The 22,016-nt window shown below is 56.9% G+C and carries 18 protein-coding genes and 1 pseudogene; 13 read left to right on the forward strand and 6 right to left on the reverse strand.

All coding sequences use genetic code 11. The features are described 5' to 3' along the window. The first annotated feature begins 1 nt into the window (after nt 1). A complete protein-coding gene (locus CAI21_RS11315; RefSeq protein ID WP_116302386.1) occupies nt 2-1,012 on the forward strand; it encodes an SDR family oxidoreductase in 1,011 nt (336 codons plus the stop codon). 62 nt (nt 1,013-1,074) lie between these two features. Here CAI21_RS11315 and CAI21_RS11320 read toward each other — a convergent pair whose 3' ends face one another. Further along, nucleotides 1,075-1,434 carry a hypothetical protein gene (locus tag CAI21_RS11320; protein ID WP_220348029.1) on the reverse strand — a complete coding sequence of 120 codons (360 nt, stop codon included), beginning with the start codon at nt 1,432-1,434 and terminating at the stop codon, nt 1,075-1,077. Nucleotides 1,435-1,552: 118 nt separating this feature from the next. Then, nucleotides 1,553-3,382 (reverse strand): glycoside hydrolase family 15 protein, encoded by a 1,830-nt coding sequence (locus CAI21_RS11325; protein WP_220348032.1) that lies wholly within the window; start codon nt 3,380-3,382, stop codon nt 1,553-1,555. 390 nt (nt 3,383-3,772) lie between these two features. On the opposite strand from CAI21_RS11325, the pseudogene CAI21_RS11330 reads away from it, so the two are divergent. The 8 genes and pseudogenes from CAI21_RS11330 (at nt 3,773) to CAI21_RS11365 (ending at nt 12,562) form a co-directional block, all read left to right on the forward strand. Continuing rightward, nucleotides 3,773-5,103 (forward strand): annotated as a pseudogene (locus CAI21_RS11330) (alpha,alpha-trehalose-phosphate synthase (UDP-forming)). A gap of 2 nt (nt 5,104-5,105) precedes the next feature. Further along, on the forward strand, nt 5,106-5,915 hold the full coding sequence (gene otsB / locus CAI21_RS11335; protein ID WP_116302388.1) for a trehalose-phosphatase: 810 nt from the start codon (nt 5,106-5,108) through the stop codon (nt 5,913-5,915). 143 nt (nt 5,916-6,058) lie between these two features. Beyond that, nucleotides 6,059-7,264, forward strand: coding sequence for a TraB/GumN family protein (locus CAI21_RS11340; protein WP_116302389.1), 1,206 nt, complete (start codon nt 6,059-6,061; stop codon nt 7,262-7,264). Nucleotides 7,265-7,536: 272 nt separating this feature from the next. Next, nucleotides 7,537-8,208, forward strand: coding sequence for a ParA family protein (locus CAI21_RS11345; RefSeq protein ID WP_116302390.1), 672 nt, complete (start codon nt 7,537-7,539; stop codon nt 8,206-8,208). A gap of 191 nt (nt 8,209-8,399) precedes the next feature. Continuing rightward, the gene (locus CAI21_RS11350; RefSeq protein ID WP_220348042.1) at nt 8,400-9,203 is read left to right on the forward strand and encodes a crotonase/enoyl-CoA hydratase family protein; all 804 of its coding nucleotides are present in this window, start codon (nt 8,400-8,402) and stop codon (nt 9,201-9,203) included. 15 nt (nt 9,204-9,218) lie between these two features. After that, on the forward strand, nt 9,219-10,088 hold the full coding sequence (locus CAI21_RS11355) for an alpha/beta fold hydrolase (RefSeq protein ID WP_116302392.1): 870 nt from the start codon (nt 9,219-9,221) through the stop codon (nt 10,086-10,088). A 384-nt stretch (nt 10,089-10,472) separates the two neighbouring features. Then, nucleotides 10,473-10,778 carry a DUF4212 domain-containing protein gene (locus tag CAI21_RS11360; protein ID WP_116302393.1) on the forward strand — a complete coding sequence of 102 codons (306 nt, stop codon included), beginning with the start codon at nt 10,473-10,475 and terminating at the stop codon, nt 10,776-10,778. A gap of 14 nt (nt 10,779-10,792) precedes the next feature. Further along, nucleotides 10,793-12,562, forward strand: coding sequence for a sodium:solute symporter family protein (locus CAI21_RS11365; protein ID WP_116302394.1), 1,770 nt, complete (start codon nt 10,793-10,795; stop codon nt 12,560-12,562). A 56-nt stretch (nt 12,563-12,618) separates the two neighbouring features. Here CAI21_RS11365 and CAI21_RS11370 read toward each other — a convergent pair whose 3' ends face one another. Continuing rightward, nucleotides 12,619-14,103, reverse strand: coding sequence for a DUF294 nucleotidyltransferase-like domain-containing protein (locus tag CAI21_RS11370; RefSeq protein WP_116302395.1), 1,485 nt, complete (start codon nt 14,101-14,103; stop codon nt 12,619-12,621). A 210-nt stretch (nt 14,104-14,313) separates the two neighbouring features. On the opposite strand from CAI21_RS11370, the gene CAI21_RS11375 reads away from it, so the two are divergent. Genes CAI21_RS11375 through CAI21_RS11385 form a run of 4 tightly spaced genes read left to right on the forward strand, consistent with a single transcriptional unit; the run spans nt 14,314 to nt 19,748 of the window. Next, a complete protein-coding gene (locus tag CAI21_RS11375) occupies nt 14,314-14,682 on the forward strand; it encodes a response regulator transcription factor (protein ID WP_116302396.1) in 369 nt (122 codons plus the stop codon). Nucleotides 14,683-14,685: 3 nt separating this feature from the next. Next, nucleotides 14,686-16,785, forward strand: a complete 2,100-nt coding sequence (locus CAI21_RS11380) for a 3'-5' exonuclease (protein WP_116302397.1) — start codon at nt 14,686-14,688, stop codon at nt 16,783-16,785. 12 nt (nt 16,786-16,797) lie between these two features. Continuing rightward, nucleotides 16,798-17,391 (forward strand): hypothetical protein, encoded by a 594-nt coding sequence (locus tag CAI21_RS24870; RefSeq protein WP_258868937.1) that lies wholly within the window; start codon nt 16,798-16,800, stop codon nt 17,389-17,391. Then, nucleotides 17,379-19,748, forward strand: coding sequence for an ATP-binding protein (locus CAI21_RS11385; protein ID WP_258868938.1), 2,370 nt, complete (start codon nt 17,379-17,381; stop codon nt 19,746-19,748). The genes CAI21_RS24870 and CAI21_RS11385 overlap by 13 nt, the downstream gene beginning before the upstream one ends. A 474-nt stretch (nt 19,749-20,222) precedes the next feature. Here CAI21_RS11385 and CAI21_RS11390 read toward each other — a convergent pair whose 3' ends face one another. The 3 genes from CAI21_RS11390 to CAI21_RS11400 are packed head-to-tail and all read right to left on the reverse strand — an operon-like array spanning nt 20,223 to nt 21,939. Beyond that, nucleotides 20,223-20,921 (reverse strand): DNA alkylation repair protein, encoded by a 699-nt coding sequence (locus CAI21_RS11390; protein ID WP_181919382.1) that lies wholly within the window; start codon nt 20,919-20,921, stop codon nt 20,223-20,225. After that, the gene (locus CAI21_RS11395; RefSeq protein ID WP_116302399.1) at nt 20,915-21,523 is read right to left on the reverse strand and encodes a class I SAM-dependent methyltransferase; all 609 of its coding nucleotides are present in this window, start codon (nt 21,521-21,523) and stop codon (nt 20,915-20,917) included. The genes CAI21_RS11390 and CAI21_RS11395 overlap by 7 nt, the downstream gene beginning before the upstream one ends. After that, entirely contained in the window at nt 21,520-21,939 is a 420-nt protein-coding gene (locus CAI21_RS11400; protein WP_116302400.1) for a PaaI family thioesterase, read from the reverse strand. Before CAI21_RS11400 ends, CAI21_RS11395 begins: the two co-directional genes overlap by 4 nt. Between the last annotated feature and the right edge of the window lie 77 nt (nt 21,940-22,016).

Here is a 22,016-nt window from a genome sequence, read left to right on the forward strand (position 1 = left end):
CATGATAAAGCGCAGCAGAAAGTCGCGACAGGTGGTTGTTATCACGGGTGCATCCGCAGGCATTGGACGCGCAACTGCGTTTGAATTCGCGCGCCAGGGCTATGCCGTCGGATTGATCGCCAGAGGCGAAAAGCGGCTGCACTCGGCCTGCTCGGCCATCGAGCGGCAAGGGGGACGGGCATTGGTCTTGCAGGCCGACGTCACCGACCCGGCAGCCCTGGAGCAGGCCGCAGCACGGGCCGAGCGCGAACTCGGCCCAATCGACGTATGGGTCAATTCGGCTATGGCTACGGTATTCGGGCGTTTCGACGATATTACTCCAGACGAATACCGTCAGGTTACCGAAACGACGTATCTGGGTACGGTCAACGGCACCCGGAGCGCCTTGGTGCGTATGCGACGCCGGGATTCCGGCACAATCATTCAAGTCGGTTCAGCCTTGGCATATCGCGCTATTCCCCTGCAAGCGGCATACTGCGGAGCTAAGCACGCCATTCGCGGATTCACCGATTCTCTGCGCAGCGAACTCATCTACGAAGGCAGCCGGATTCGACTCAGCATGGTGCAGTTGGGCGCCTTTAATACGCCGCAATTCGAGTGGGGCCGAAACCGGATGAATTATCGTCCGCAGCCCGTGCCCCCCATTTATCAGCCGGAAGTGGCGGCACAAGCGATAGCTTGGACTGCTCGCCATCCGCGACGGGAAGTCTCGGTTGGAGCGACCAGCGTTCTGGCCATTCTTGGCCAGAAGCTCGCGCCCCGCATTATGGACTGGTACATGGCTAAAGGCGCCTGGGAAGGCCAACTCACCGAACAGCGCGCGTTAGCGGGGCGCCCGGACAATTTATTCTCCGCGCCGAAAGGCGATTACGGGAGTCATGGCCGGTTCGATAGCGAAGCCCGTAATTCCAGCATCCAATTCCTGCTATCTCGAAACCGAGCCTGGCTCGGTAGCGCGGTGACGGCAGCACTGGCGGCAGGTGTGATCCGTTATCGCCATCATCACCGTTAGGACGCCCTTATCAGGTTGCCGGAGATGTTTTTCGGTTCGAACCACTGATAAGAGGCAAACGACTACTGCGGAGGCGGTTGGTAAAAGCTCCCCAGAATCAGGCCGTATACCAGTTGCGCGAGCAGAGTCGTTAGCGGAGTCCGCGGCCCGTAGTTCAGCCCGAAGCGGCCGGGCGGCTCGATCCGCCGAGTCCGGCTCGGCCCATCATACTCGTTCGCAATTCGAGGGTGGATATGCGACAGCATGTGCATGCACGATAGCAGCGCAGCACCATGCAATAAGCCGAGAATGCCGCCGAGCCACCAACTGGAGAAGCCGAGGGAGGTAAAAATAAGCACGTAAACGAAAGCAAATAGCCAGCCCCCGACCCAGTACAGACCAAGCCCGAGGATGACCGACTTATGGCGGTCAGCAGTGAACACCGTGCCAACTAAAAAGGAAGATTAAGTCGCGACAACCCTAAGCTTTGACTGCCTTGCAAAATGGTAATCATCGCGGCGCTGGCGACAAACCCCCAAAGTAAAGCGCTCCCGACATCCACTAGGTCTCTTCCCTCCCGACCCGGCGACGCTCCATACCCATGGCGGCGTCAATTAATGCCAAATGGCTGTAGGCTTGGGGAAAGTTCCCGCAAAAAAGCCCGCTGTCCGGCTCCAACTCTTCCGCCATTAGACCAAGCTCGTTGGCAAAACCTGCCACATGCTCGAAACGCTCGCGGGCCTCATCCATACGACCTTGTTCGATCAAGCAATCGACAGCCCAAAACGAACAGGCCCAAAACGCACCCTCGCCTTCCGGCAAGGGGTCGTAGTCCGTGTGATAACGATAAATCAGGCCGTTTCTTCCCAACTCGCGTTCGATAAAGTCGTACGTGCCGACCATGCGCGGATCGCGGGCGTCCAGAAAACCCCGGCGCGCCATCAGCAACAAGCTGCCGTCGGCCTGATCGCCATCGAAAGCGCCGACGAAGCTGTTAAGGCTGGCGTTAAAGCCTCGCGCATTGATCGCCTGTTCCAAAGCCGCCCTTTCCCGGTAAAACTTTGCTACCGGTATCGACAACTGTCCTTTCTCGTGCAGCTGGAGTAAACGATCCAGCGCAACCCAACACATCAACTTCGAGTAGGTGTAATGGCGCGGAATATCGCGGATTTCCCAGATACCTTCGTCGGCTTTGCGCCATAAACGACAAACCGTATGCCCAAGTCCCGCTACCATCCGCCGCTCGAACGGGTCGAGACGACCGCCGCTGAGCACATAGTCATACGCGGCAAGAACCACTTCCCCATAGACGTCGAGCTGGAGCTGGTCCTGCGCGCCGTTACCGATGCGCACCGGCCGCGAACCGCGATAGCCGCTAAACTGCTTGAGTTCGGTTTCGTCGATGTCGATTTCGCCGTGCGCTGCATACAACACCTGCAGTTCCGGCCACGTCAACCGCGTACTGTGCAATAGCCATTCAAGGAACGCGGAGGCTTCGTCGGTGTAGCCAAGATCCATAAAGGATCGATAGGTAAAGGCCGCATCCCGCAACCAGCAAAAGCGATAATCCCAATTGCGACTGCCGCCGATGTTTTCCGGTAAGGAAGCCGTCGGTGCGGCTAAAACCGCCCCCGAGAGAGCATAGTCGAGGAGCTTGAGCGTGATGGCGCTGCGCACGACCTGCGCCCGGTAAGGCCCTTGATAGCGGCAAATTCGGCTCCACCGCTCCCACCAGTGGCAGGTCGCCGCCACTCTCTCCTCGGCCGCCTCGCCAAGCAACGGGAACGTGGCCACATCGCCTTCGGTGAAGCACACGGAAAAATGTAAGCGCTGCCCTGCCTTGGCACGCACCTCCGCGTGTAAGCCACGGCCGTCGGCACTCGGTTCCAGCGCCACATCGCTCGCCAGTACCAGGAGCCGATTACCGTAACGGTATTGCCAGCCCAGTCGGCCGCGCTTTACCAGCTCGGCACGGCGCGCCGCATACTCCGGCCGCGGTTGGAAATCGACCGTTAAGTCGATCTCCCCGTCCAACACCTCGACCAACCGTAACAGTTCGCGTTGAGGTTGGATCGGGCACCCCTCCGGGTCGGTATTGATAGGCATACAATCGGTTAACCTAACTGTACCCGTCTCGCAGACAAACAGCGTTTCCAATACAGCCGTATCGCCTCGATAACGACGCTCGACCCGCACCCTGCGTTTGGGCGTTAGGGAGAAATGCCCGCCATTCTCCCCATCGAGAATAGCGGCAAACAGCGAAGGTGCGCTGAAATGAGGCAAACATAACCAGTCGATGGATCCTAACCTAGAGATTAGCGCAGCTGTTCGGCAATCCCCAACAACGCCGTAATCGTTGATACGCGGCTGTGACACAGCAGTGGACGACACGCAAACGCTCCCTACAAAACTTTCGCTGACACTCTTCAGGCCACGTCGGCCATACCTTCGAAAGCGACTGCGGCGGCGCCTCCAGCCTCTTGAGTTATGGGGACTTTCAAGGTAATTTTCAGCAGAAGCATTCGCTTGCCTTCACCGTCGACGCCCCCACATCCAAGCTGCGGCGGTGGTTTCTCAAGCTATCTCTTACGAGTTGTGAAATCGGGGTTTGCTTATGCGAATTATGGATACGAACAGCCGAGGCAGGCTGATCGTTGTCTCCAACCGCCTGCCTCTTACCATGCAAAACAAAGACGGCATTTGGTCCGCCGAACCGAGTAGCGGAGGCTTGGTCAGCGCCATGCTTCCAGTCCTACGGCGACGGGGAGGCGTTTGGATTGGATGGCCAGGGGCTACGGCGGAAAACCCAGACGATATGCGCGGCGTGTTCGGCGCGGCGGCGAAAAATCGGGTTTCGATTACGAGCCGGTGCACTTGTCCGCCGAAGAAGAGTCCGGCTTCTATTACGGGTTTTCCAACGAAATCATTTGGCCGCTATTCCACGACCTCGTCACCAATTGCAACTTCGACCCCAGTTATTGGGACATCTACGAACGAGTCAACCGCAAGTTCACCGAAGCGATCAAGCAGACCTATCGGGAAGACGACTTCATTTGGGTGCACGACTATCATTTGATGGAAGTGGCCCGTTATCTAAGACGCGACGGCTACCGAAGCAAGGCCGGTTTTTCCTTCATATACCCTTTCCTCCGCTAGAGATCTTCCTGAAATTGCCTTGGCGTTTCGAGATTTTGAAGAGCTTACTGGAATTCGACTCGCTAGGTTTTCAGACGGTTCGCGACCGCCGCAATTTTCTCCAATGCGTTCGTACGCTGTATGACGTGCACACCAGCGGTAGCGGAGCCGTTATCAACCTTCGCGTCCCGACAGAGCCGGCAAGAGAGATCAGCGTCGGCTGCTTCCCGATCGGAATCGATTACGACTACGTCTCTAATCTTGCGGAATCCCGCGAGGTTCATGCGGAAGCGGCTCGCTTACAAGCAAGCCTGAACGGGCGCACGATCATCCTCGGCGTCGACCGCTTGGACTATACGAAGGGTCTGCCGAATAAGCTGGAAGCCTTTGCCGATGCCTTGCGGCGTTACCCCGAACTACGCAGGCGAGTTACCTTAGTGCAACACGTTGTTCCAAGCCGCCTCGATATTCCGGACTACCACCGACTCCGCCAGGAGATCGAACAGCTCATCAGCAACATTAATGGCGAATACACCCAGGCGGGCTGGGTTCCGATCCACTACATGTTCCATAGCCTAGATCAGGCATCGCTGATCGCCTACTACCAAATGGCGGATATCGCCCTAATTACTCCGCTTAAGGACGGCATGAACTTAGTCGCTAAAGAGTACTGCGCGTCGCAGACAACTAACGATGGCGTATTGATTCTCAGCGAGTTTGCCGGTGCCGCAGCACAACTACAATCCGCGGCCCTACTCGTCAACCCCTATAATATTCAAGATGTTGCGGACAGCATTTATCGAGCCTTCGAAATGAGTCAGAAGGAGCGCAAGGAGCGGATGCAGCGGCTACGGCGGATAGTGAAATACCATGACGTGTTTCATTGGGCCGATTCGTTCTTGGCAAGTTTTACCCGTCGTAACGTTTCTCACTTCCCAATGGTCGGTGACTATATCCCACGAGAGGGGCAAACTTAGTCATGACGACGATTACCGAGGTTACGGGTTTAGCATCGACGCGCGCAGTCACCGCGGCCGTAGTAGATCGTCTACGCGGCCACACCCCCTTCGTCTGCCTAGATTTCGACGGCACATTGGCACCGATCGCCAACGATCCTGCCACCATCGAGCTGTCGACCAGAGGACGAGCGGCACTTATCGAACTAAGCCACTGTTTCCCCGTTGCTATTGTCAGTGGCCGCGCGATAGCGGATTTAAAAGCGCGCATCCCTACCGAGCGCTTGTACTTCGCCGGAAACCACGGCCTGGAGATCGAAGGCCCCGGCCTAACGCGAAGGCATGCCGAAGCCATTGCCGCCCGCCGGGAACTGCAACGGGCCTATTCCTCTATCCAACATGCAACAACGGATATCGAAGGGGTCTTGATAGAAGACAAAGGCTTGACCTTATCGGTCCACTACCGCCAAACCCCCGAGTTTGCTCGCTTGCACGTCGCGCGGGCGGTGGATAGGGCTGTCGTCGAATCGCAGAATCTACGCAAGCATCACGGCAAGTGCGTTTACGAGCTTCGCCCTGCCGTCGATTGGCACAAAGGCGCTGCCGTCGAATATCTGCGGAGCGCTATCGAGCGTAAAACAGGGACTAACTTGCTGCCTCTCTACGTTGGAGACGACTGCACGGACGAAGATGCGTTTGCCGTATTAAACCAAGGCCGGGGAGTTTCCATATTAGTTGCCGACGCCGCTCGCCCTACCGCTGCGGAATACCTATTGCCCTCGCCCGATGCCGTTCACAGTTTTCTAGAAAACCTGCTCGACGAACTTACTTAAAAAGACACCAGCTCAAAGTTTGGCAAGCTTAGGATAAGCGACTTTCGCCACATTCTTAAGCTGTCGGCTTTGTCAACGGGTTTCGGTGCAGGTGCATTTGCGCAATAATCGTCGTTTCCCTCAGGACGAACACCCGAAGGACCATGACGGATACAACCCAGCCGGCTACGCTCACCTACCCTACCGTAACCCGCGGCGACACCCGCTATACCCTTTTGGGGACGGCGCACGTATCGCGGGCTAGTGCGGAGGAAGTACGAGACTTAATCGCTTCCGGACGTTTCGATTCGGTCGCCATCGAGTTATGCGAAAGCCGTTATCAGGCCATCGTCAAACCCGAAGCGATGGGACAGATGGATCTGTTCGATGTCTTTCGGCAAGGCAAAGCCGGCATGGTCGCGGCCAGCCTTGCCCTAAGCGCTTATCAGCAGCGGCTTGCCGACCAGTTTGGCATAGAGCCGGGCGCTGAAATGAAAGCAGCGATCGAGTCTGCAAAAGAAGCCGATTTACCCGTGCTACTCATCGATCGAGAGATCGGCACGACGCTTAAGCGCATCTACCGCCGCATTGGCTGGTGGCAGCGAATGATCCTCATTTCAGGCCTTATCGGCAGTTTGTTCTCGCGAGAGAAAGTCACCGAAGAAGAAATCGAACGCCTAAAAGAAGGCGATGTCCTCGAATCTACCTTCTCCGAGTTCGCCTCTCGCTCGGCGACTTTGTACGATACTTTGATTCGCGAACGCGATCGTTATATGGCCGCCCGCCTACGGGAAGAACAAGCCAAACAATCGCTCAAGGAAGTCTTGGTCGTCATTGGCGCAGGCCACGCAGCCGGGTTGCAAGAGTATCTGCGCGACGAGCAAACCGAGCCGAGAGCCGAACAGGCGCAGCTGAATCAAATTCCGCCGGCGAGCCGTTGGCCGAAGATCTTTCCGTGGGCGTTAGTTGCCCTCATTCTCGCCGGCTTCGCCATCGGATTCAGTCGCAGCAGCAGTTTAGGCTGGCAGATGGTCTTTGAGTGGGTCGTCATCAATGGCGGTCTGTCTGCCCTTGGCGCAGCGATTGCAGGCGGGCATCCCCTCACCATTTTGGGCGCATTCGCGGCGGCACCGTTGACCTCGTTAAACCCAACCATAGGGGCAGGCCTAGTGGTTGCTAGTATTGAGCTTAGCCTGCGACGACCGAAGGTGGTGCATTTCGAAACGTTAAAACAAGACGTGGCCCATATTCGCGGGTGGTGGTCTAACCGCGTGGCACGGATTCTACTGGTATTTATGCTGGCAACGGCCGGTTCGGCCATTGGCACCTACGTCGCAGGCTTTAGAATTTTCGAACGTCTAGTGAACTAAGCGTTCGATTTATGGGTGCAGAGTGCCGCGCCCAGCGCGGCACTCTGCACGGGTCGACACCCATTGTCTGCTCGTCGTCCTGCAGCGCCCTCTCACGGTGGCTTTACTGTCAACGGACTCATACAAAAAGGCGCCGGGGCACAAGCTCAATAAATGAAAAATATCGGTGTTTCCTCATTCTGTGATTGCAAGCGCTGAAAAGTCTTGCGCTTTTCCGTTTATCTCTACATTATGAGCAGTAGGTGATACACAAACATAAGCAAAAGGCGAACATGCGCCGAATCATCGTCTTAAATAGCAAAGGTGGCTGCGGCAAGACGACCATATCAACGAATCTAGCCAGTCAATACGCAGCCAGGGGGTATAAAACCGCGTTGATCGATAACGATCCTCAGGGCTCCAGTTTGAACTGGCTAAGCCACCGTCCTGGCTGGTCTCCTGAGATCAAAGGGATCAATGCGTTTGCCGCCAATCGCGGCGGCATGACTCGCTCTTGGGCCCTGCGTACGCCACCGGATACCGAGCGCGTCATTCTAGACACGCCGGCCAGCTTGCTCAGGCCCGATTACAACGAGCACTTGCGCGGCGTAAACCTCATTCTCATCCCCGTTCAACCGTCTTCTATCGATGTTCATGCGGCTGCGAACTTCATTCGCGACTTGCTCCTGGTTAATAAGGTCGATCGCTACCAAGAACGCGTCGGCATCATAGCCAACCGCAGCCGACAGCAGGGAGGCGCGTTCGAGAAGCTCGAACGCTTTCTGGCAAGTCTTAAAATTCCGGTGCTTGCGCATCTGCGAGATACGATGAATTATGTACGGGCCGCCGAACAAGGGCTGGGTGTACATGAAATCGATGCCTCGCGGGCGCAACTCGAACTGGAAGCTTGGGACCGCATTATCGAGTGGTTAGAGCGGGACCAGGTGCCCGGAGCTTATTTTTAAACATCGCCTCGAACCCGGGCTTCAGCATTTTAATCCGTGGGCAGCAGCGGCCGGAGTCTGACGGTCCTTGTAGCAGACTCGATAAACGCCACCCGCACGCAGCCGCCGGCGCACCCCAATAAAATGCCACAGCAAGACAGCCGACTCCCCGGCCGCTGGTCAGCAAAACGATAAGATGTAGGAGTATGTCGATGGACTCACTGGTCACCCTACAAAAGGAAGGGCCAATCGCCGTTGTAACTTTGAACCGTCCGGATAAGTACAACGGGCTGACTATACCGATGCTGCGGGAGTTGATTGCGACCGCAAAGCGTATCCGCCGCGATCGCACCCTACGAGCCGTCGTCTTACGCGGCGAAGGGCCGGCGTTTTCCGCCGGTTTGGATTTCGCCAATGCGACCAAAAAACCCTTGGAGATAGTTAAAGCCTTTCTCCGCAACCCGCTACGGCCTCGCAACACCTTTCAAGAAGCGGCCTGGTGCTGGCGAAATTTGCCGATTCCGGTTATCGCCGCCATTCATGGGCATTGCTATGGGGCCGGGCTACAAGTCGCGCTCGCGGCCGATTTCCGGGATTGCGCCCCAGACGCAAGACTCTCGCTCATGGAGGCACGCTGGGGCATGGTCCCCGACCTGACCGGAACCTTAGTACTGCGGGAGCTTATGCCGCTCGACACGGCGAAAGACTTAGTCATGCACGGCACCGTCTTAAGCGGTGAAGAGGCAAAAGCGATCAACTTGGTCACGGCCTTAGCTGACGACCCCTATGCCGCCGCTATGGAACGCGCCCAACAATTGGCTTTACGCTCTCCAGACGCGGTAAGCGGTACTAAGAAACTGCTACAAGCTAACTGGAATGCGTCCGAGCGACGGGCATTTCGGAACGAGCGCACCGTACAGCTCCGTATTCTCATAGGTAAGAACCAAAGTCGGGCGATGAAAGCAAACTTTGCCGGCGAAGAGCCCCGCTTCGGCCCGCGCTCCAAGCTACTCTAAGTTTTAGAAAGACCTATGAACCGGATATCGGAGCAAGCTACCGGTCGATTGACCCGCAGCGACGTGCTACGCGAAGCGGCCGATGGCGGTCGCTTTCGCCTAACCTTTTTAGACTTACCGCAACCGTCCGGCGCTCCCATCGTTTACTTACCGGGGATGTTTACCGGCCGCAATTTTTGGTTGTCCGAGCGCGGCATTGGCTTAGCCGCTTATCTAGCCGAGGCCGGCCATCCGGGCGTTATCGTCGAACGCCGCCGACCTCAAGCTGCCAGGGCAGGATTGGAAGAGCACATTCGCTACGACCTGCCTTTGGTGCAAGCGGAAATACAGCAACGATGGGAGCGAGCGGCTTTTTGGGTAGGCCACTCCTTCGGCGGTGTATTAGCCGCTCGCGCCATCGGCTCCACGCTGGACCAGCAAGCCGTAGCGGGACTGGTCGTATTCGCCTCGCAGTTTGAAGTCGGCAAACACGGCTTAGCGACGCCGGGACACTTGCTGACCTTAGGTATCTGCAAACTACTTGGCAACTTCCCCGCCCGTCGGCTGGGTATGGGGCCGCAAGATGAGCCGCCGGCCGCCATGCAGGATGCGGTACGCATCGTTCGCCACGGCCGCAGCAAACCTGAAATTCGCCGTACCCTTAACACTATTGACCGACCGCTACTCGCCATTTCCGGCTTGGGCGATAAAGTCGATCCCACCAAAGGCTGCGAGCGCTTGGTCAGCCATGTCGGGAGTAAAGATCGACAGTTTATTGCGGCGGGCCGGCAGACCGGCTTTGCACTCGACTACGATCATCCGGGTATCGTCGTCAGTAAACCTGCCCAACAGGAAATCTGGCCGATCGTTCGCGACTGGCTCAGCAAACGTGCTCCTACCGGTTAAGAGCGTGAGCCTCCCACGTTCTTAACCTCCTCCTGTAGCGTAACCCTCTCCGTATCGGCAGCACCGTTGCTGTCGCCCCTTCCAACCCCACTTCTTGTGAAAGAACCGTACTTCGTCATCTTGGCGGGCTGCTGATAGCGGACGAAACGTTACCTTTCTGCTCAGCGCGTTGTTACCAATGGTAGCGGCAGAACCTCCAGGGGTATGAGCAACAGCCCCAGAAGAATCATATCCGCATGATTTAACTTAGAAAAGGTCAGTTAGCACGGTTTGTGCATTAAAAAACTGCCGCCGGCATTTCCCGATTCCGGTTGCAACCATAAAAAACGGGCGACGACAGGCTTTAAAGAAGTCGTCGGATCGTAAAATTACGGGAGGAGAACAATGAACGACGACAAGCATCGTTATGCGGGCTCACCGCATAAGAATGAAAGCGCTCGCGCATCGGCTGCGGCTTACTGGAAGGAAAACATTAAGATTCTTTCCTGGCTGCTGGTGATCTGGTTCGCGGTGTCTTTCGGCGCCGGCATCCTATTCGCCGATCTGCTCAATAACATCCAATTTGCCGGATTCAAGCTCGGTTTCTGGTTCGCCCAACAAGGCTCGATATACACCTTCGTTGTGCTCATCTTCGTTTACGTTTGGAAGATGAACCAACTCGACCGTAAATACGACGTGCACGAAGAATAAGGCGAGGTCGAACCATGGAACAGCAGCTTCTTATCTACCTGTTCGTAGGGGCGACGTTCGCCCTCTACATCGGTATTGCTATTTGGAGCCGGGCGGGAACCACCGGCGAATATTATGTCGCTTCCAAAGGCGTCAACCCCATTGCTAACGGTATGGCGACCGCGGCCGACTGGATGTCGGCGGCCTCGTTTATTTCCATGGCGGGCCTCATCGCCTTCCTGGGCTACGACGGTTCGGTTTACCTAATGGGTTGGACCGGCGGCTATGTGCTATTGGCCATGCTGCTTGCTCCCTACTTACGCAAGTTCGGCCGCTTCACGGTGCCCGACTTTATCGGCGACCGCTACTACTCGCAGCTCGCACGCACCGTCGCCGTTATCTGCGCGTTGTTTATCTCCTTCACCTATGTGGCAGGGCAAATGCGCGGCGTGGGCATCGTCTTCTCGCGCTATCTGGAAGTGCCCATTAATGTCGGCGTTATTATCGGCATGGGCATCGTATTCTTCTACGCGGTGCTCGGCGGCATGAAGGGCATTACCTATACCCAGGTTGCTCAGTATGTGGTGATGATCTTCGCCTACCTGGTGCCGGCGATTTTCATTTCCTTGCTGGTAACCGGCTGGGCCATCCCCCAGATCGGCTTCGGTGCAACCGTCGTCGGTACCGACACCTCAGTGCTGGGGCGACTGGACGGAGTGCTCACTGATCTCGGCTTCGATCAGTACACGTCAGGGCAAAAGCCAACCATCGATGTCTTTTTCATTACCTTTGCCTTGATGGTCGGTACAGCGGGGCTACCTCACGTTATCATCCGTTTCTTTACCGTACCGCGGGTTCGGGATGCACGCATTTCGGCCGGTTGGGCTTTGATCTTCATCTCCCTGCTCTACACCACCGCTCCGGCAGTCGGCGCGTTTGCGCGGGCGAATCTGATCGATACAGTGAGCAACGCCGAATATACGGAGCTGCCGCAATGGTTCCATAACTGGGAAACAGCCGGCCTCATTGCCTGGATGGACAAGGACGAATCGGGCGTGATTCGCTACGGACCGGGAGCACCGTTCGAAGGGCGTCCGCAGTTCACCGGCGAAGTGGGCGAATACGGTCAGCCCCTGTTACGCAACACGCCGACGGACCACGCCAATGAACTTTATGTCGACCGCGACATCCTGGTCTTGGCGAACCCGGAAATTGCGCAGTTGCCGAATTGGGTCATCGCACTCATGGCAGCAGGCGGCCTTGCAGCCGCGCTCTCAACCGCAGCAGGGCTGTTACTGGTCATATCGACCGCGATATCGCACGATCTGCTTAAGAGTCAGCTCATGCCCCATATCTCGGAGAAAGGCGAGTTGTTAGCGGCGAGGTTAGCCGCCGCCGTGGCAGTCGTGTTGGCAGGCTTGATAGGCATCTATCCACCGGCCTTCGTCGCCCAGGTGGTCGCCTTCGCGTTCGGCTTAGCAGCGGCGACCTTCTTCCCGGCCATCATCATGGGCATTTTCTACAAGCGGATGAACAAAGAAGGCGCTGTGGCCGGGATGCTGGTGGGCCTCGTATTCACCTTCGGCTACATCCTGCTCTATAAGTTCATCAACCCGGCACTGGATCATCCGGACCATCACTTGTTCGGCATTTCGCCGGAAGGTATCGGTACCCTCGGCATGATCCTGAACTTCATTACGGCCTTCGCCGTAAGCCGGTTCACGCCACCGCCACCGGACCATATCCAACACCTTGTCGAGGATATTCGCGTCCCGCGCGGTGCAGGCGCCGCTCAGGACCACTAAGACTTGCCGCAACCACAGGAGTGCCCCTACCGACTGGGGGCACTCCTGCTTTTCGTTCAGACGCGAAATTCGACTTCCAAACGACGTTGTAATGCTTGGGCCTGACGGAAAGACTGTTTCAGGATCTGCCGATTCAGCGGGTTCAAATCGTCCGGGTTCAATCGATTGTTCATCGTCTCGCCCTTACGGAACTGTGCCTGATGAACACGCATCCGCAACAACTGTATAAACGAGAATGCAGCCCTCCAGGCCTGGCCGTCGCCTGGGCGCACGTGGCCGCGTTCCGTCAATGCCGACATTCTGTCCAGCGTATTCGTTTCGTCGACGCCCAAACTCAAACTGAGGATGCGCGCCCCGTCCACAAACGGAGTCAACCCTTGCACTTTCAGATCCAAACCCGGCTTGGCCCCGCCACGGCTGGTTGTTCTAAAGTCGCGTATCAACCCCAATGGCGGCCGACTTTGCAAGGCATTGGCTGCCATCATGTGTTGAAAGATGGTGTTCCGCTGGGCCCGCTCCAAAACATCCTGCTGCAAGGCTTTGATACCCGCAACATCTCCCCAGATACCGCGCAAATCGAAATAAATGCTCGATTTCAAAAGGTTGTCGGGCGTTGCGCTCTCGATCATACCGGCGAAAACGCGCCGCCATTCTTCTGCGCTCAAACACAGCCGCGGGTTACTGGCCATAATGTTGCCCTTGCACAGCGGAAAACCGCAGTCGGCCAACAGCGTGTTGATTTGACGCGCCAACGGAAGCAATTGTTGCCGAATGGCCTCGGGGGTTTCGCCTGCCGGGGTCGTGAACAAGATCGCATTATCCTGATCGGTCGACAGCGTTTGCTCGCGCCGCCCTTCGCTACCGAAAGCGATCCACCCGATCGGCACCGGCGGCTCGCCAAACTCCGCGATAGACAGCTCGATCGCCCGCGCTACGGTGTGGTCGTTAAGCAGCGTAATGATCTTCGTGACTTGTTCGGGGGCAACGCCCTGGGCCAGCAAGGTGTCGATCAAGCGCACGATTTGGCTTCGAATACCGACCAAGGTTTTCGCCGTCTCGGCCTGGGCGATGGTTCGGGTCAGTTGCACCAACTTCACGCGTTGCAGTGCGAACAAATCCCGCTCGGAAATAACGCCCAGCAGCCGCCCGTTCTCCATCACGCAAACATGGCCGAAATGACGCCCCGCCATCAAAATGGCGGCATCGAAAGCGCGGGCATCCGGCGGCAACCCCAAAGGGGCCGGTGTCATAAACCGATAAACCGGCTGGTCCAGGTCTGCAACGCCTTCGGCAATCACGGCGCGCAAATCATGCAAAGTAAAGATGCCCAACGGCTTTTGGCTAAGGTCGCAGACGATAACGCTACCGACCCGGTGCTCATGAATCAGCTTAACCGCCTCGCGCAGGCCCAGGTCCGGCGAGCAGGTCACAGGGGCGCGGCTGATCAGATCTCTCAAGGCAATGTCCAGGGAGCTATCCTGCGCGAAGCGGTCGCCTACTTCAGGCAGCTCCGGCGGTTCGATACGGTCGAAATCGGACATAAGAATGCTCCCGTCAGGCAAATCTAAGCGTGAAGGTGTGCTAGAACCGATCACGGCTTACCTATATAGCTTAGCAGGATAACGCTTTTCTCTTATATGAGGGTAAGGGCATGACTATACTGAATAGAGGGAAACTGTCCGCCGCAGCAAACGCCTTAGGCCGACATGGCCTTGGTGCGGGAATGAGTGTTAGCAGCCACAGAGATCGCGATGAGTAAACGTATTTTGATAGCGGACGACGAGCCTAACATCGTCCTGTCGCTGGAATTTCTACTACAGAACGCCGGTTATGAGGTCGCGACCGCAACCGATGGCGAGGCGGCGCTTACAGCCATTGCGGATCAACGTCCGGATCTCGTCTTGCTCGACGTCATGATGCCGCGCAAGGACGGCTACGAAGTTTGCCAGATTCTACGCAGCGACGAGGCGTATCGCGATCTAAAGATTGTGATGCTCACGGCAAAAGGCCGTGATGTCGAACAGGAAAAAGGACTCTCCTTGGGCGCGGACGATTACATTACCAAACCCTTTGCGACTCAGGATGTGGTCCAGCGGGTTCGGCATTTACTGGAGGCGTAACCGATGCGCCGATGGCTGTTGTCGCCAAGAGGACTCTTCTGGGGGTTTTTCCTCTTAGTGGCCGGGACGATCAGCGCGCAGTTTCTCGTCATCGGCACGGGAACGCTTCCCGAACTCGCCGACGGCATGCCGCGCACCCGGTTCATACAGTTGTTGCTCGGCACTTGGTTGTTAAGCCTATTGGTCTTAGGTTTCGCTTGGCGCGAGCTGGACCGCCGTTTTGTCCGCCCTATTGCCGCAGTCGCCAAGGGCGCGGCCATTCTTACCCACACCGATAGCGAACACTCGCTGGAAGTACCCAAAGGGCATTGGCTCCAAGAACTACCGACGAACGTCCAGTATCTGGGCGATAAGCTCCAGCAAACGCGGAACGACATGGAGAAATCCTTCGCCAGCTGGTCGGAGCGATTAGAGCGGCAAAAACAGAGTTTAGAGACCGTGCTTCGCGAACTCGACGCGGCGGTGCTCGTGTGCGATAACGAAGGCCGTATTCTGCTTTACAATCCAGCCGCGCAAAGGATTCTGGCAGGCCACGAAGCGCTTGGGCTCGGGCGCTCGTTGTACGACATCTGCGCGCGCGCGCCGGTCGAGCACACTTTGGAGTTGCTCCAGCTACGGCGAGACACCGACGACGGTAAAGCAGGAAGCGCCGAATTCGTGTGCGCAACAACCGGGCACGGCCCGCTTCTTCATTGCCGCCTCAGCCTCCTACCCGCCGAAGATGGCGGCTTTGTCCTCGGCTTCGAGAATGCCGGCGCGCGCATCGAGCGCTTAGTACGGCGAGACAGTGCCTTACGCCACGCCGTCGAGAATCTACGTTCGCCGCTGACCAACCTACGTGCTGCCGCCGAAACCTTAAGCGCTGGCCATGCCATGGACCCGGTAACGCAAGATACGTTCCTCACTATGCTAGAGCGGGAGAGCCAAGCCTTGAGCGAACGCTTTGAAGGGCTCGTTAAGGTCTCGCAAGAGCGGCTTTCTTCGCGCTGGACGATGGCCGATATTCGCTCCCGCGACCTTATCGACTCGGTGCTACGGCATGGCCTGGAGCAGCTGCCGCAGCTCGAACAGACCGGCCGCCCCTTATGGCTACACGCCGAGAGCCTGTCCCTAGGCTTTCTCCTGGGGCACTTGTTACAGCAACTTAAAAGCTACGGCATCCCTTACGTAAACGTCGAGGCACTGCTCGGTAACCGTTGGGTTTACCTCGATATCGTCTGGGAGGGGAAACCCATTCCGGCCGACACACTGAGCAATTGGCTGAGCAAGCCGTTGGCGTACGGCGAAGGACTTACCGGCAACGAGGTATTGGAACGCCACGATAGTGAGGCTTGGAGCCAGGAGCATGGGCGCGAAGGATACGCCCTCCTCCGCTTGCCTTTACCGGCCTCGCAACGACAATGGGAGCACGCCGGCCCCGACCGATTGCCGCCCCGACCGGAGTTCTACGACTTCAGCTTGAGCGAGCAGCGGGCGCCGTTAGCCGACCTGGCATCCACCCGGCTCGACGATTTGCACTATGTGGTATTCGATACCGAAACAACGGGGCTGCGGCCGTCGGAAGGGGATCGGATCATTTCCTTGGCGGCCATTCGCGTCGTCAACGGCCGCATACTGTATAACGAGGCCTTCGAGCGCATAGTAAACCCCGAGCGGAAGATTCCCGCCGCATCCACCCGCTTCCACGGCATCACCGACGCCGACGTCAACGATGCCCCGACCATCGGAACCGTTCTGCCGGCCTTCCGAAATTTTGTCGGCGATGCCGTATTAGTTGCCCATAATGCGGCTTTCGACATGAAATTCTTACAACTTCAGGAAGCCAACACCGGGGTTCGCTTCGACAACCCCGTTCTGGATACTTTATTACTTTCGTTCTACCTTCACGACCATACGCCCGAGCATACCTTGGAAGCGATTGCAAAGCGGCTCGGGGTTAAAGTCGAAGGGCGCCATACCGCTGCGGGCGACGCCACGACAACGGCCGAGATTTTCGTTCGCTTGCTGGAGTTGTTACGCGCGCACGGCATTGAAACACTTGGACAGGCGTTAGGCGCCGCCGAGGAAATCGTGGATGTGCGCCGCATGCAATCGCGCTTCTAGAGGGCCCCTTCCATGCGAAACAAAACGCCCCGAACCGACTTGCTTATCGCGCTATTCATCGGCGGCTTGTTGCTTTTCAACTATCCGGTTCTATCGCTTTTCTCCACCGACGGCAACGTCTTCGGCTTACCAAGCCTATATGTTTACCTCTTCTCTGCCTGGGGCAGCTTTATCCTCTGCCTGCGCCTGATTCTCGGCCGGCGCGGCGGAAGCGAGACTAGCATGCTGCCGCAATGGCTACTCATACTCGCGCCTTTTACTTATCTCGGGCTGTTGTTTCTCATCGCATGGTATGCCGATCGGCTCGCTTTACAAGGGCGAACCTTGGTGGACAATCCGTATGTCTACACCCTCTCGATCGCGGTTTACTGCACAGCCTGGACGTTCTACGGCAGCGTAGGCCGCGCCGCCGAGGCCGGCGTCGAGTTTCTCACCATCTACCTCGGCCCGACGCTAATGGCGGGGCTTTGGTGGTTAGTGCTGCGCAAAATTATTCGGATCAGCAAACAGCACCGGATCACCTCTATTGCCGATTTTATCGCATCGCGTTACGGCAAAAGCATGGGGCTGGGGGGCTGGCGACGTTTATCGCGGTGCTGGCCGTAACACCCTACATCGCCCTCCAACTCAAGGGCATTGCGGATAGTTTCGAAGTTTTGCTAGGCCACCCGGAAAGCACCGCCCTCCCCATCGCCGCCGGCTTCTGGGACAACAAAGCCCTCTACGTGGCCATGTTACTGGCGCTGTTCTCGATTCTGTTCGGCACCCGCCATATCGATACCAGCGAGCGCCTGGAAGGCATGGTGGTCGCGGTGGCATTCGAGTCCTTGATCAAATTGATTGCCTTTCTGAGCGCGGGCGTATTTATCACCTTCTTTCTTTTCAGCGGGCCGCAAGCGATATTCGCAGGCATTGCCGAACAACCGGACCTCGCCCCTCTGCTGCAAATGCAAACAGGCGCTTACGGCAGCTGGTTTGTGTTAATCCTGGTCTCGATGGCGGCCATCGTCCTACTTCCTAGGCAATTTCAAGTTACTGTGGTGGAGAATGTAGACGAAGAGCACCTCCGAACCGCCGCTTGGCTCTTCCCGCTTTATCTTTTATTGATCAACCTGTTTGTGCTTCCTATCGCCTTTGCCGGCCTGCTCTACTTCAATCCCGGCGACGTTAATCCCGATAATTTCGTCTTGGCTTTACCGCTGGCGGAAGGCCGAGAGCTACTCGCTTTATTCGTCTACATCGGCGGTTTCTCGGCGGCTACCGGCATGGTGATTGTGGCCACCATCGCCTTGGCCATCATGGTATCGAACGATCTCCTGATGCCTATCCTACTGCGCATCCGCCACCTGCGTTGGATCGAACGCATCGGGCTACAACGCCTTATCGTTAACTTCCGCCGGATAATCATTCTGGCGCTGATGTTGTTAGGCTACACCTACTATCGATGGATTGCCGAAGGGCAAGCGCTAGTGAGTATCGGCCTGGTTTCCTTTGTCGGCGTCGCCCAGTTCGCGCCCGCAATATTGGCCGGCATGTACTGGAAAGGTGCCTCACGATTGGGTGCTCTGGCAGGTTTAGCCTGCGGCTTCGGCGTTTGGATATACACCCTTTTATTACCTTCCCTAGCAACCGGTGCCGCCGCCGTGTCGGAAACCTTCGTCACCACCGGTCCTTTCGGCATCGAGAGTCTGCGCCCTTACGGGCTCTTTGGGCTTGAGGGGCTAGACCCGATCAGTCATGCCGTGTTCTGGAGTTTATTGATTAACAGCGGAATGCTGGTACTGATTTCGCTGTTCGCTCGGCAAAGCGAAATCGAAAGAATTCAAGCGACGCTTTTCGTGGACGTTTTCCAGCGCCGCGGCAGCGATGCCGGTTTCTGGCAGGGAATTGCGACGGTCGGCGCACTGGAGGCGCTTTTAGCACGCTTTATCGGCAGTCAGCGGGCTGCGGACGCACTGGCTTACTACCACCGCCGCCGAGGCCGCACACCGGCACCGGAAACGCGCGCCGAGCCGGCATTAGTCAATTATGTCGAACGCTTATTATCGGGTTCGATAGGGGCGGCTTCCGCCCGGGTAATGGTCTCATCGATCGTCGAGGGGGAAGCGCTGACGTTTGAAGGCGTGATGGAAATACTCGATGCCACCTCGCAGGCTATCGAGTACAGCCGACGTTTGGAGCAGAAATCCCACGAACTGGAACGTACCAGTCAAGAGTTGCGAGCCGCTAACGAACGGCTTAAAGAGCTGGACCGGCTAAAGGATGAATTCGTCTCGACGGTCAGTCACGAATTACGGACGCCACTAACGTCGATTCGCGCGTTCGCGGAGATCCTCTTAACCAATGCTGCGCTCGATTCGGCAAAACAGCAACAGTTCTTGGAAATCATGGTTGCGGAAAGCGAGCGTTTAACGCGACTCATCAACAAAGTTCTGGATTTTTCGAAAATTGAGCGTCATTGGGATGAATGGTCTCTGGAGACATTAGACCTCAGAGCGATTATCGAGGATGCTAGCCGCTCAACCTCGCAACTCTTCACGGAACGTAAGGTTAACCTGATACCCCACTTGCCGGCCTCTGCCTGTCCGATCAAAGGCGACCGCGATCGTTTGATTCAACTCACCATCAATTTACTTGCCAATGCGGTCAAGTTCAGCGAATCCGGCACCGCCGTCACCATCGACCTACAGCACCGCGGTACCTGGTACGAGCTAAGCGTCAGCGATCAGGGTCCGGGCATACCGCAGCAAGAACAAGCGCGAATATTCGAGCAGTTCCACCAAGTAAGCGACCAGCAGGCGGGCAAACCCAAAGGTACGGGGCTTGGCTTGCCGATTAGCAAGCGGATCGTCGAACTGCATTGGGGCAGTATCCGAGTCGAAAGCGTTCTCGGAGAAGGTGCAACATTTATCGTGCGGCTACCCGAAGCGGGCGGCGAGCACTGCGAACTACGGAAACGCTAGTAGGCGAGTGCCTTTCGCTTTGCCGGTTCGGCGAGCCGGAAAAACGCTCCAAACCCGAAATAAACGGCAGTAAAGCAAAATGCTTCTACTAGCGTCCGAGCAACTGCCCCAAGGGGCGGGTAACACTAGCTAGCAAGATAAAAAGTGAATCCCGCGCGAGGTCATATCCTTTGACCTCTACGCAGGCTCAGATGCAGCCGCACCCTACTTATCCGAGAGTCGTGAAGATTGCCGAACCGCCGGAAACGTCCCTGTTTCCCTATTACGTCTACTGTAACGGCGGCCGGCATACCTCACGCAGCTCTCGCTACGCCACCCTGTCCCTGGGTCGCTTGCCTCCCTGCGAGGCCCGTTAACCTTAACGTGACGTGGCTGTAGCGGGTGTAGGGATATGACGACATCTTTTGTCAGTCTAAGCTGTTTTCACGCGTTCCTGCGCGCAAGCAGTGCTTTGTGTTACTTATCGAAACAGCTTTATTGCAACAACTGTCGCCGCTCGGCGGCGGGCAGTTTCTCCGCGGCATAGCGCAACGCGCTCCGCACCATCGTCGTTCGTCGGCCGAGCAAGAAAGCATAAATCTCGCGAGGATATTGCTTGCTCGCCTCTTTGAGCATCCAGGCATAGGCTTTTTGTACTAAATGATCCTCGTCCTCAAGCAAGCCATCGGCGATATCGCACGCTGCCTGCAAGAATTCGCCACGCCTGAGGCCATAAATTAAGCTAACCGCTGCGGCACGCCGTAGCCAACGATTTCTATCCTGCACCCAAGGCGAGAGCTTATGCACCGAAGCTGGAAAGGTCAGTAGCAAGAAACCGAGGGAATGGGTACACAAGTCGTCGCAATCGCTCCAGTCGTCGACGTACTCGCTTAGCCACGATTCGAAGACCTTAAAATCCGATTCTTGGAAACTGCGCCGGCAGCGAAAGCTCCAATCAAACGCAATTAACTTGCACTCATAGACATGAGAGCCCAGCAACGCTTCGCAATGGCCCCGAACTTCAGCAAACGGTTCGCCTCGCAGCGCCCGAAAATGCTCGGCAGCGATCTTTCGCACCTTCGGCGTCCGCACCCCGAGAAAGTTATCGACGTTCATTTGGAAATGATCGCGGATACGAGCCCGATACTCGGGATCGCGGTGGGCTTCCAGATCGTCCAAGATTGCCTTCAACACAAGCCCCCTCCTCTGCGAAGCACGAGATCGAAGCGATGCCAATGCTTCGGCCCCTGAAAGCTTTTGCCGTCGAACTCCCGCTCTTGACACAGGACGATCTCAAACGGCGAGACCATCGACTCCACTTCGCTACCGCTATGGAAACTCATCGACGGGTGCCCTGCCCAATCGTCCCTATCTCCAAACAGGTGACCAGCGAAAATGCCTCCTGGCTCCAAAGCCGAACTCACACACGCCCAGAACTGCTCGAAGCGCTCCGGCGAACAGAACGGCAGGCTCAACCCCGCGTGAATCAATGCCGCCGTGGGCAATACCGAAAGCGACTCGAAGCGTTGGCAGCGTGCATCGAGCCTGTCTCCGTACTCTGGCCTATCGGTCAGGCCCGCAATGGCTTGCTCCTCCGCGTCTATGGCGAGAACACGCCAACCGCCGTCTAGAAGGTAATCCACTTCCTTGCCTGCGCCACAGCCGAGATCGATAGCAAGGGACTTGTCGCCGGGTCGGCCGTAGCACTGCAAGGCTTGCTTTAATAAGGGCGAAACAGGCCGCCCCTGCTGCGCTCGGTAATAGGCCTCCCATCCGCTTTGCTTGCCTGCCGTCATAACCGTTTGATAACCGCCGTTGCTGTTGCGATAGCGATCATACGCCCATCTTGCCTTAGCTCGCCGGACAAAAAACAAATCTCGCCGCCGCGCTGCCGAACCCGTCCCGTCGCCTGTAACTTTCCCGGGCGGGCCGGCGCCAGAAATTGAACATTTAGATTTAAGGTCGGCGCAAACTCCCCGGCGCCGAGTTGAGCGGCCAACGCCGGCCCCATCGTGTCGTCGAGCATGGCGGCGAGAAAGCCGCCTTGGATATTGCCCGCCGGGTTGGTGAACGCTTCCTTAGCGAAAAATTCCGCCTCTAACACGCCGCTGTCGACGTCGACATTCAGAATGTTAAGCCCCAACGTATCGGCGGCTTTCGGGGGCGGAATTTTTCCGTCTTGCATCTGCCAGAAAAAAGCATTCTTATCCATAGCCGCTCCTGGTTAAGGTAATTCTTTTTGTACTTTTGACGGTACACGCTTGCTCGGAACGCTAAGTGCCCCCTCTC

It is taken from the genome of Alkalilimnicola ehrlichii (genome assembly GCF_003399765.1).
Lineage (GTDB): Bacteria > Pseudomonadota > Gammaproteobacteria > Nitrococcales > AK92 > AK92.

What these genes read in the sequence shown, in the direction of transcription:
- CAI21_RS11315 (WP_116302386.1), top strand. Translation starts at nt 2, where the DNA reads ATGATAAAGCGCAGCAGAAAGTCGCGACAGGTGGTTGTTATCACGGGT.
- otsB (WP_116302388.1), top strand. Translation starts at nt 5,106, where the DNA reads ATGACGACGATTACCGAGGTTACGGGTTTAGCATCGACGCGCGCAGTC.
- CAI21_RS11340 (WP_116302389.1), top strand. Translation starts at nt 6,059, where the DNA reads ATGACGGATACAACCCAGCCGGCTACGCTCACCTACCCTACCGTAACC.
- CAI21_RS11345 (WP_116302390.1), top strand. Translation starts at nt 7,537, where the DNA reads ATGCGCCGAATCATCGTCTTAAATAGCAAAGGTGGCTGCGGCAAGACG.
- CAI21_RS11350 (WP_220348042.1), top strand. Translation starts at nt 8,400, where the DNA reads ATGGACTCACTGGTCACCCTACAAAAGGAAGGGCCAATCGCCGTTGTA.
- CAI21_RS11355 (WP_116302392.1), top strand. Translation starts at nt 9,219, where the DNA reads ATGAACCGGATATCGGAGCAAGCTACCGGTCGATTGACCCGCAGCGAC.
- CAI21_RS11360 (WP_116302393.1), top strand. Translation starts at nt 10,473, where the DNA reads ATGAACGACGACAAGCATCGTTATGCGGGCTCACCGCATAAGAATGAA.
- CAI21_RS11365 (WP_116302394.1), top strand. Translation starts at nt 10,793, where the DNA reads ATGGAACAGCAGCTTCTTATCTACCTGTTCGTAGGGGCGACGTTCGCC.
- CAI21_RS11370 (WP_116302395.1), bottom strand. Translation starts at nt 14,103, where the DNA reads ATGTCCGATTTCGACCGTATCGAACCGCCGGAGCTGCCTGAAGTAGGC.
- CAI21_RS11375 (WP_116302396.1), top strand. Translation starts at nt 14,314, where the DNA reads ATGAGTAAACGTATTTTGATAGCGGACGACGAGCCTAACATCGTCCTG.
- CAI21_RS11380 (WP_116302397.1), top strand. Translation starts at nt 14,686, where the DNA reads ATGCGCCGATGGCTGTTGTCGCCAAGAGGACTCTTCTGGGGGTTTTTC.
- CAI21_RS24870 (WP_258868937.1), top strand. Translation starts at nt 16,798, where the DNA reads ATGCGAAACAAAACGCCCCGAACCGACTTGCTTATCGCGCTATTCATC.
- CAI21_RS11395 (WP_116302399.1), bottom strand. Translation starts at nt 21,523, where the DNA reads ATGACGGCAGGCAAGCAAAGCGGATGGGAGGCCTATTACCGAGCGCAG.
- CAI21_RS11400 (WP_116302400.1), bottom strand. Translation starts at nt 21,939, where the DNA reads ATGGATAAGAATGCTTTTTTCTGGCAGATGCAAGACGGAAAAATTCCG.